Consider the following 9,612-nt stretch of genomic DNA (forward strand, 5'->3'; position numbering starts at 1 on the left):
TGCCGGCGTCAGCCGAGCGGTTCGCAGATCACCACCGGGATGACCCTGCTCGTGTTGGCCTGGTACGAGGCGAAGTCCGAGTAGCGCTCGACGAGGCGGGGCCAGAGTTCGGCACGCTCCTGCGCGGTCGCCTCCCTCGCCCTCATCGCTCGGGTCCTTCGCCCGACCTGGATGGTGACCTCGGGATTCACCAGGATGTTCCGGTACCACTGCGGGTGCTTGGGCAGCCCGCCCTGGGAGGCGACCAGCAGGACCCGGTCACCGTCCGGGAGGTGGAGCAGCGGCACCGTGCGCGGTTCGCCGGATTTGCGTCCCGTCGTTGTCACCAGGCAGACCGGAACCGGTGCCTTCAGTGCCGATCCCACCCTCCAGTTGCCACCGATACGGCCGCCGGAGACGCGGTACGTCCAGGTGTTGACGCGGGACATCACCTTGATGATGCCGAGGACCCACGGCTTGGAGCGCCGGGGATCGTCCACGCCGGTCTCCACCCCGGGGTGACTCTCGCTCACTTGGACCCCGACAGCGGCGCGCGGACGATCACGTGCTTGCCCGGGAAGAACGCCGCCAGCTCGCGTCGGCTCTCCTTCAGCGCGGCCAGACCGAAGCCCTTCTTGCGCTCCTTGGGGTGGATCCAGATGGCCACGTCGACATCGCCGTCGTCGATCTGCTCACCGAACACCAGGCCCACCGGCTGGTCACGGGAGGTGTCCACGGCGACGAACCACATGGCCGACTCGGCCTCGACGCGCCGCAGTCCCTCGCGCAGTTCGGCCTCGGTCCTCTTCTCGTCCCACGCGCCTCCGGTCGCGGAGGTCTCGTCCGAGGACCGGGAGTGGAAGAGGGACCTGTGGTGCTCCGAGTCGCGGAACGGGTGCAGGGTGAAGCCGCCCGGCCCGGTGGGGGCGGAGGAGTCGCCCGGTTGTCCCAGAAGGTTCTCCAGCGGCGCCCGGAGTACTGCTTCGGCCTCCTCGGAGGGGATGGAGAGGAGGTCGGCCAGTGCCGCTGCGGCATCCTGCCTGGAGTCCGCTGACGCGAGGGCCGCGAAGACCTCGCTCCTGCGGGCCGCGGCCGTCTCGATGGCGTTGCTGCTCATGTCAGATCCTCTCGATGATGCTCGCCGAGGCCTGGGCGCCGCCCGCGCACATCGTGATGAGGGCGCGGTCGCCGTCCGTGCGCTCGAGCTCGTGCAGGGCGGTCGTGATGAGCCTAGCGCCGGTGCTGCCGACGGGATGTCCGATCGCGATGGCGCCGCCGTTGACGTTGACCTTGTCCATGTCCGGCCCGTGGACCTGCGCCCAGCTGAGCAGCACGGAGGCGAACGCCTCGTTGCACTCGAAGAGGTCGAAATCGGAGATGGACATCCCCGACCGGTCGAGCACGCGCTGGGTGGCCTGGACGGGGCCGTCGAGGTGGTACTCGGGCTCGCCGCCGACCAGCGCCTGGTGGACGATCCGCGCGCGGGGCCTGAGCCCGTGGGCCTTGGCGACGTCCTCGTCCATGAGCAGCACCGCGGCCGAGCCGTCGGACATCTGGCTGGAGGTGCCGGCGGTGTGCAGGCCGCCCTCCAGGACCGGCTTGAGGCCGGCGAGCGCGTCCGCGGTGGTCTCGCGCAGGCCCTGGTCCCGGGTGACGGACACCGTCTCGCCGGTGTAGGTGCCGTCCTTGAGGCGTTCGGGGGCGTCGACCGCGAAGGTCTCGCGGTCGAAGCGTCCCTCGTCCCACGCCCGCCTGGCGTTGGCCTGGGATCGGACGCCGAGCTCCTCGAGCTGCTCGCGGGTGATCCCCCGGCGTGCGGCGATACGGTCCGCGGCGGTGAACTGGTCGGGCAGATCGAGCTCCCAGTCGTCCGGCCGCGGCATCCCGTTCTCCCCGTTACCGACCGCCGCGCGCAGGGCGATCCAGCTCATCGACTCCACTCCGCAGGCGATCCCGACATCCATCGCGCCGGCGTGGATGAGGTTGGCGATGAAGTGGTTGGCCTGCTGAGCGGACGAGCACTGGCAGTCGATCGTCGTGCACGCGGTCTGCCACGGCAGTCCGGAGGCGAGCCACGCGCCGCGGGTGACGTTGTTGCCCTGCGCGCCGGCCTGGGTGACACAGCCGCCCACGACCTGCTCGACCAGCGACGCGTCGATCCCGGCGCGCCGGATGACCTCCTTCTGGGAGGCGCCCAGCAGGTGTGCGGGGTGCAGGCCCGACAGTGCGCCGCGAGCCTTGCCGATCGGGGAGCGAACGGCCTCGACGATGACGGGATTGCCCATGGTGGTCCTTCCGGGTGACCGGGCCCGATGAAAACAGGGACCCGGGGGGAACGTGTTCTAGTATGGTGGGTGGAACGTGTTCTAGATTACCGCTCGGGTCCCGGGTTCGCAGTATCCCGGGGTCGTCGGTCGACGAGCACGAGACGCATCCGACGCGGTCAAGGAGTACCAGTGCAGGCAGTCACCATCCCCGAGGGTTTCGACTTCACGGACCCGGAGCTCTACGAGAAGCGGCTCCCGCATCCGGAGTGGGCTCACCTCCGTCGCACCGAACCGATCCGGTGGTGCGCCAACGAGCCCGGGGCCGACGGCTTCGACGACCACGGGTACTGGGTGGTCACCAAGCACGAGGACGTCAAGGAGATCTCCCGGCGCACCAACGAGGTGTTCTCCACCTTCGAGAACACCGCGATCCCGCGCTTCGCACCGGGCACCGAGCGCGAGATCGTCGAGCTGACCCGCCTGCTGTTCATCAACCAGGACGGTGAAGAGCACAAGAAGTACCGGCGCACCATCTCCAAGGGCTTCACCCCGCGCAACATCGAGAAGCTCCGGGACCACCTCGCCGAGAAGGCGCGGGTCATCGTCGAGACCGCGGCCGCCAAGGGCAGCGGCGACTTCATCACCGAGGTGGCCTCCGAGCTGCCTCTGCAGGCGATCGCCGAGCTCATCGGCATCCCCCTCGAGGACCGGCATCAGATCTTCGAGTGGTCCAACCAGATGACCAGCTACGACGTACCCGGCAAGGTCGAAGAGTCGCAGATGGCCAACGCCATGGTCCTGTCCTATGCGCAGGACCTCGCTGCCAAGCGCGAGATCGATCCCCGTGACGACCTGGTCACCAAGCTCATCCAGGCCGACATCGACGGCGAGAGGCTCACCGCCGACGAGTTCGGTTGGTTCGTGGTGCTGTTGGCCGTGGCCGGCAACGAGACCACCCGCAACGCCACCACACACGGGATGGTCGCCTTCCTCGACAACCCCGACCAGTGGGAGCTGTTCAAGGCCGAGCGCCCCGCGACCGCGTACGACGAGATCCTCCGCTGGGCCTCGCCGATCACGTCGTTCCAGCGCACCGCCACCGAGGACGTCGAGATCGGGGGCGTGACCATGAAGAAGGGCGACCGCGCCGCCATCATGTACGGCTCGGCGAACTTCGACGAGGACGTTTTCGAGGACCCCTTCTCGTTCAACATCCTGCGCGATCCCAACCCGCACCTGAGTTTCGGCGGGAACGGCCCGCACTACTGCATCGGGGCGAACCTGGCCAGGCTGCAGATCGAACTGATCTTCAACGCCATCGCCGATCACCTCCCCAACCTGGAGGCCCTCGGGGAGCCCTCCCGCATCCGCTCGGGGTGGCTCAACGGCATCACCGAGTGGTCGGTCGACTACAAGTGCCCGGTCATGCGCTGACAACCCGAGCCCCCACACACGGCCCGGCCCACGGCCCCGACCCCGCCTTCTCGCCAGGCCGGGTCGGGGCCGCGGTTCTCTCCGGGCGGGCCTCGTCGTCATCCCTCGGAGAGGCTCCATCGATTAGGCCGAACCCCGTCGGGCGGAGGCCGGAGGAGGCAGTGTGAAAGACATGCTCGACCACCGCTACGTCGACCGCGACGGCGTCCGTCTCCACTACGTCGTCGCCGAACCGGACACGGCATCCGCGGACGGCCACCCTGGTTCCGCGGACGGCCCCCCGGGCACCGTGGTCCTCCTCCACGGTTTCCCGCACTTCTGGTTCACCTGGCACCGCATGATCCCCGTCCTCGCCGCAGCCGGGTGGCGGGTCATCGCGCCCGACCTGCGCGGCATGGGTGGTTCGGATGCGCCGGCCGACGTCCGGGCCTACTCGCCGCGCGAGGTGGTCGACGACGTCCTGGCGGTGTGCGACGCCGAGGGTGCGGCGCGCGTGGTGGTGGTGGGCTTCGATTTCGGCGCGGGCGTCGCGTACGACACCTGCCATCTGGAACCGGGGCGGGTGCGCGCGGTGATCGGGATGGAGAACCCGTTCATGGGTACCGCCGGGTCGGTGCCGCCGCTGGAGGGTTCGGCGATGATGGCCGAGAAGCACTTCCTGCACCTGAACTACTTCACGCAGCCGGGAGTGGCGGAGGCCGATCTCGCCGGTCGCGAGCGGGAGTTCCTCACCCGGGTCTTCTACGCCCTGTCCGCGGAGTACCACTACCTCGACGTCTGGCAGCACCCCCCGGGGTCGACCTATCTTGAGGCACTGCCCGAGGCGCCGCCGCTGCCGTGGCCGTGGTTGTCCGTCGAGGAGATGGACGTCTACGAGGCCGAGTACGCCCGCACGGGGTTCGCCGGCCCGCTGCAGTGGTACCGGGCGATGGACGTGTCGTGGTTCGCGCGCAAGGAGTTCGAGCGGCAGACCAACCCCGTCCCGTTCTACTTCCTCTACTCCGAGCACGACCCGGACCTCGAGGGCTTCCACGGCCGGGATCCGCTCTCCAAGCTGGGGCGTCATCACGACGATGTGCGGATGGTCCGGGCGATCTCCTCACCGGCGGGGCATCTCATGCACCTGGAGGCCACGGAGGACACCCACCGGGAGATCCTCGCCTGCCTGGCGGACATCGCGGCCGCCGTTCCTGCCTGAGGCACTCGGCAGGCGCATGTCACCCCGCCCCCGCCCGAGCTCGCACCCGACTACCTCTCCAGCACGCCCCCCGACTGCTCCGAGCCTGGCTGGCGGACACGAGCTTCCGGTTGGCGGACAGGCGCCTCGGGATGGCGGACAGGGGCTTCGGGCTGGCGAACATTTTTCGCGTTTCAGGCCCGGTTTTCGCATATCGGGTCCGCCAGCTGCGAGGGGGTGCCCGCCAGCTGCGAGGGGGTGTCCGCCAACGGCGAGGACATGGCCGCCAAGCGGGGTGGGGTGCCCGCCAGCTGCCACGCGAGGGCTCGTTCAGGATGAAGTCAGGTGCTGGAGGTCTCGTCGGGCGCGGGTCAGGGCACTCGCGATATGGCCGATGACCTCTTCCGGGCGCATTCCCTTTGTCACACGGACGACCTGCCAGCCAAGGTCCGCCAACCGAGCGGTGATCCGGAGGTCCCGGCGCCACTGTTCCGGATCTCCGTGATGTCGTCCGTCGTAGAAGATCGCGACCTTCTCGCGGGCGTACGCGAGGTCGGCAATTGTAAGGAGATGCCCCGACGGTTCGCATATCTCGAACTGCGAGACTGGCTGAGGCAGTGAAGAGCGCTCGATTCTGAGCCGGAGGAGGCTCTCCTGCGGAGAGTGCGCGTCCGCGTCGCAGGCGGCGAGCAGTCGAACCACCCTCGAGACCCCGTGTTGGCCGGGCATCCGCGTTGCAGCGTCGGCAACCGCGCGAACGCTGGTGTTGGTGGCGAAGCACACGGAGTCCACGATGCAGATCCTCCGATCAGCGCCAGTGGACCACCTTGCCACGTCGACCGCGGTTCGGGCTGGTGCGGTAATTCGTACTCCGCCGATCTCGCACGCGTCCGCGGCCGGGATGGGTTGCCGCAGCCGGCGCTCCCGAACCCCGGTCGGCACGCGGGGCTCGGCTGAGGTGAAGACATCGACGACGCCGTTGCCCCGCTCTGTCGAGTACCAGTGTTCCCCATGGAGGTACGCGGCGGACCACCCTCCGATCACCGCGTCTGCAGGCGCCCAGATGTCGACCGCACTAATGAAGTCCCACCTGCTCAGCCGTGCCCCCTTCGCGGCGTACACACCGGGGACGATCATTCTGAACGCCGATCGGAGCGCGTATCTCGTCACCAGTCCGGTCTCGAGAGCCTGGCTCGCCGCGAATGGCTGCCCGCCTGCAACCGCATCCGCCAACGAGGCTGGGAGCGGGGTGGGAGGCCGGGTGTCTCGGAATCGCCGGTCGCGTCTCATGACGGCAATCCTGACCGGTCATCACGTGTCGACCGGCGGGTGACGACGTCCATGTGGACAGGGATGACGACGATTCACAGGAACTACGACGAGTTCAGTCCGCCGGGCTCACGTGGCGGTCCGGCAGACCGGGCGGACCCGCTCCCCGAGTTGGCGGGCATGCTTCCTCAGCTGGCGGGCAGGAGGTGCCGAAATCGGCCCGGAATCGCACGAGAAGTCCGCCAACCGCGGGGGCAAGTCCGCCAACCGCGGGGCATGTCCGCCAACCGCGGGGGCATGTCCGCCAACCTCGGGGCAAGTCCGCCAGCCGCGGAGGCATGTCCGCCAGGCAGGCTGGCCGGGGGCTGAAGAGACCTGGGCAGGGCTAGGAACCGAGACCGTACTTCTCGCCGAAGGCGGCGATGGACTCGAGCTTCTGTTCGGTGGAGCAGTCGAACCCGTGGCCGTCGACCATCCAGGGCATCACGATGATGTCGGTGACCCCGGCCTCGGCCAGCTCCGTGAAGCCCCGGGTGCCGAAGCGGTCGAGGCAGACCACCTGGATGGCGAAGGGCGTGCCGTCGCCGCGGTCGGCCAGCGAGCGACCGTCGGCCTCGAGGAGTTCGCCCAGCCGCCGGACGGTGGCGACGATCTCGTCGTAGCCCATCATGGCGCTGGTCCACCCCTGGCCCACGCGCGCGGCCCGCTTGAGCGCGATCTCGGTGTGGCCGCCCACGTAGAACGGCACCTGCTCGCTGGGCGCGGGGGTGAAGATCAGCTCGTCGAAGTCGAAGTGCTGGCCGTGGAACTCCATCCACTCACCCCGCAGGGCCTGGCGCATGATCGCCAGCGACTCGTCCGTGCGCTTGCCGCGGCCCTTGAACGGCGCGCCGCACCACTCGAACTCGTTGGGGTCCCAGCCGATGCCCACGCCCAGGTCCAAGCGGTTCCCGGTGAGCAACGCCACCGAGGCCACCTGCCTGGTGAGCAACAGCGGATTGCGCGGTCCGACCTTGAGCACCTGCGGGCAGAAGCGGATGGTCGAGGTGGCCCCGCCCATGGCCGCGGAGGCGATGAGCGGCTCTACCCACTGCGTGTCCTCGTTCCACATGCGCGAGCCGTCGGGGGTGTACGGGTAGTCCTCGTCCTGGCGTCGCGGGTGGAACAGCGAGTCGGGCAGGACGATCCGGTCGAAGCCGGCGGCCTCGGCACCGCGGGCGATGTCGATGATCTGATCGACGGGGGAGAAGGAGATGGGGACGGAGAACTCGGCGTCCACTACGCGGCCCATGGTCACTGGCCCTTTCCGGCGGCGCCGGCGATGGCGGCCCTGTCGTCGTCGGTGAGCGGCCGCAGTCCCGAGGCCATGGCCACGTCCTGCTCCCAGAAGGCGCGAAGGGAGACCAGACGACCGTCGGAGTCGACGCGGTAGTCCACGGCGATGTCGATCTCCATGATGCTGGAGCCCATGTGGGTGCGCATGGTGCCGACGCAGAGCAGCTCGTCGCCCGCGGCGATCCCCCGATCGAAGCGGAACTCGATGTGGTCCGGGGTGGCCACGGCTTTCTCCCAGAACTCCAGGAGTCGCGTCGTGCCGGTGTGGCCGATTCCCTCGGCGTCGAACATCGACGGACCCACGGGATCCTCGATGGTGCCCTCGGGAGACCATCCGGCGATCCAGGCGTCGCGGTCGCCGGCGTTGGTCGCGGCCCACGAGCGGCGCGCGGCGGCGAAGGCGGGACTGGCCAGGGCGGCGTCGCTCATCTCCAGAGGCCGATACTGGCCGGTCTCATCCAGGTACGGATTGCTCATGAGTGACGCTCCGGACGGTCGGTCCCCACTACCCACATGGAGAAGTACTGGGACCCGCCGCCGTAGGCGTGACCGAGGGCCTTGCGTGCCCCCGGGACCTGGTGCTCGTCGGCGCGGCCCATGACCTGCCGGGCGGCCTCGGCGAAGCGCAGCATGCCGGACGCGCCGATCGGGTTGGAGCACAGCACGCCGCCGGACGGGTTGACGGGCAGGGACCCGTCGCGCGCGGTGGCACCGGACTCGGTCATGCGCCAGCCCTCGCCCTCCTCGCAGAACCCGAGGTTCTCCAGCCACATGGGCTCGAACCAGGAGAAGGGGACGTAGATCTCGGCCGCGTCGATCTCCTCGGCGGGGTTGGTGATACCGGCCTCGGCCCACAGCGCGGCGGCGGCGTCGCGGCCGGCCTGCGGGTTGCGGTAGTTGCGGAACGCGTAGGTGCCGGGCTCGGTGCGAAGCGCGGTGGCGTGCACCCAGGCGACGTTCCGGCCGGTGGACTCGACCGCCTCGGCCGCCTCGGCGTCGCCGAGGACGATCGCGCACGCGCCGTCGGAGGACGGGCAGGTCTCGTCGAACCGGATGGGGTCCCACAGCATCTGCCCCTGCAGCACCTTGTCCACCGTGAGGTCGGGCTGCTTGAGGTGGGCGTGGGGGTTGATGGACCCGTTGAGCCGGTCCTTGACCGCCACCATCGCGCCGACGTGCTCAGGGGCGCCGGTGGTGCGGATGTAGGAGCGCACGTGCGGGGCGAAGTACCCGCCGGCACCGGCCCCGACGGGGGCCGTGAACGGCACGGGCAGGCTGAGCGCCCACATGGCGTTGGACTCGGACTGCTTCTCCCACGCCACGGCCAGCACGCGACGGTAGCGGCCGGACTGGATGTGCGAGGCGGCCACCACGGCGGTGGAGCCGCCGACCGAGCCGGCGGTGTGGACGCGCAGGAGCGGCTTGCCGACCGCGCCGAGCGCATCGGCCATCATGAGCTCGGGCATCATCACGCCCTCGAACAGGTCGGGGGCCTTGCCCACGATCACCGCGTCGATGTCGTCCCATCCCACGCCGGCGTCGGCCATGGCGGCGTCGATCGCCTCGCGGCAGAGGCCGGCCATGGAGACGTCGGTGCGCCGGGCGACGTGGTGGGTCTGGCCGGTGCCGAGAACGGCCGCGGGGAGACCGGTGCTGTGGGCGCTCATGCGGGGCGTCCTTCCAGGAGGCAGATGAGGTTCTGCTGGAGCAGATGTCCGCTGGTGGCGTGGGCGAGGGCGCGTTCGGTGCGGCCCTCCATGACGTCGTTGGCGGCGTAGCCGATGCGCTCGAGCCCGGCGGAGAACAGCGGGTCCGCGAGCAACGATCCGCCGGACGGGGTCACGGCCACGTGATCGCCGATGCCCAGCGCGGCACGCAGGAGCAGTTCCTGGTGCGTGTACTGGGTGTGCAGCTCCGCGACGGTCACGCCACCGAGATCGGGGCGCTCGCCCGAGGACCGGGTGGCGCGCACGGCGGCGGCGCGGGCCGAGGGGGAGTCGGTGAGGTCGCGGGCGCCGAACTCGGCGGAGTCGGCGATGTGCTCGATCCCGGTGACGTAGGCCGGGGTGTCGACCAGGTCCCGGGCCCGGTCGCCGGAGGCGAGGATGATGGCGCCGGCGCCGTCGGTGACCGGCGGGCAGTCGTGCCGGC

9 protein-coding genes and 1 pseudogene are annotated in these 9,612 nt (G+C 69.8%); 2 read left to right on the forward strand and 8 right to left on the reverse strand.

Annotated elements, in window-relative coordinates:
* Positions 1–8: 8 nt before the first annotated feature.
* From G6031_RS15760 to G6031_RS15770, 3 genes are all read right to left on the reverse strand, one after another.
* The gene (locus tag G6031_RS15760; protein ID WP_179526148.1) at positions 9–428 is read right to left on the reverse strand and encodes a nitroreductase family deazaflavin-dependent oxidoreductase; all 420 of its coding nucleotides are present in this window, start codon (positions 426–428) and stop codon (positions 9–11) included.
* An 80-nt stretch (positions 429–508) separates the two neighbouring features.
* Positions 509–1,096, reverse strand: coding sequence for an N-acetyltransferase (locus tag G6031_RS15765; RefSeq protein ID WP_182653771.1), 588 nt, complete (start codon positions 1,094–1,096; stop codon positions 509–511).
* Between the two features lies 1 nt (position 1,097).
* Positions 1,098–2,264 carry a steroid 3-ketoacyl-CoA thiolase gene (locus G6031_RS15770; RefSeq protein ID WP_179524565.1) on the reverse strand — a complete coding sequence of 389 codons (1,167 nt, stop codon included), beginning with the start codon at positions 2,262–2,264 and terminating at the stop codon, positions 1,098–1,100.
* A 171-nt stretch (positions 2,265–2,435) separates the two neighbouring features.
* On the opposite strand from G6031_RS15770, the gene G6031_RS15775 reads away from it, so the two are divergent.
* Together G6031_RS15775 and G6031_RS15780 are read left to right on the forward strand one after the other, a co-directional pair.
* Positions 2,436–3,680: a cytochrome P450 gene (locus tag G6031_RS15775; protein WP_182641185.1), complete on the forward strand. Its 1,245-nt coding sequence runs from the start codon at positions 2,436–2,438 to the stop codon at positions 3,678–3,680.
* Between the two features lie 172 nt (positions 3,681–3,852).
* Positions 3,853–4,878, forward strand: a complete 1,026-nt coding sequence (locus G6031_RS15780) for an alpha/beta fold hydrolase (protein WP_182653774.1) — start codon at positions 3,853–3,855, stop codon at positions 4,876–4,878.
* A gap of 309 nt (positions 4,879–5,187) precedes the next feature.
* Here the strand turns inward: G6031_RS15780 and G6031_RS15785 are convergent, their stop codons facing one another.
* The 5 genes and pseudogenes from G6031_RS15785 to G6031_RS15805 form a co-directional block, all read right to left on the reverse strand.
* A complete protein-coding gene (locus G6031_RS15785; RefSeq protein WP_182653772.1) occupies positions 5,188–6,027 on the reverse strand; it encodes a type IV toxin-antitoxin system AbiEi family antitoxin in 840 nt (279 codons plus the stop codon).
* Between the two features lie 484 nt (positions 6,028–6,511).
* The gene (locus G6031_RS15790; protein WP_179524568.1) at positions 6,512–7,417 is read right to left on the reverse strand and encodes a TIGR03619 family F420-dependent LLM class oxidoreductase; all 906 of its coding nucleotides are present in this window, start codon (positions 7,415–7,417) and stop codon (positions 6,512–6,514) included.
* Between the two features lie 2 nt (positions 7,418–7,419).
* Positions 7,420–7,938, reverse strand: coding sequence for a nuclear transport factor 2 family protein (locus G6031_RS15795; RefSeq protein WP_107748767.1), 519 nt, complete (start codon positions 7,936–7,938; stop codon positions 7,420–7,422).
* Complete coding sequence (locus G6031_RS15800; protein WP_182653773.1) at positions 7,935–9,128, reverse strand: thiolase domain-containing protein; 1,194 nt, start codon at positions 9,126–9,128, stop codon at positions 7,935–7,937. The genes G6031_RS15795 and G6031_RS15800 overlap by 4 nt, the downstream gene beginning before the upstream one ends.
* A pseudogene (locus G6031_RS15805) lies at positions 9,125–9,612 on the reverse strand (lipid-transfer protein); the annotation flags it as partial. The pseudogene G6031_RS15805 and the gene G6031_RS15800, both read right to left, overlap by 4 nt.

It is taken from the genome of Dietzia sp. CQ4, assembly GCF_014145125.1.
In the GTDB taxonomy this organism is placed as follows: domain Bacteria; phylum Actinomycetota; class Actinomycetes; order Mycobacteriales; family Mycobacteriaceae; genus Dietzia; species Dietzia natronolimnaea.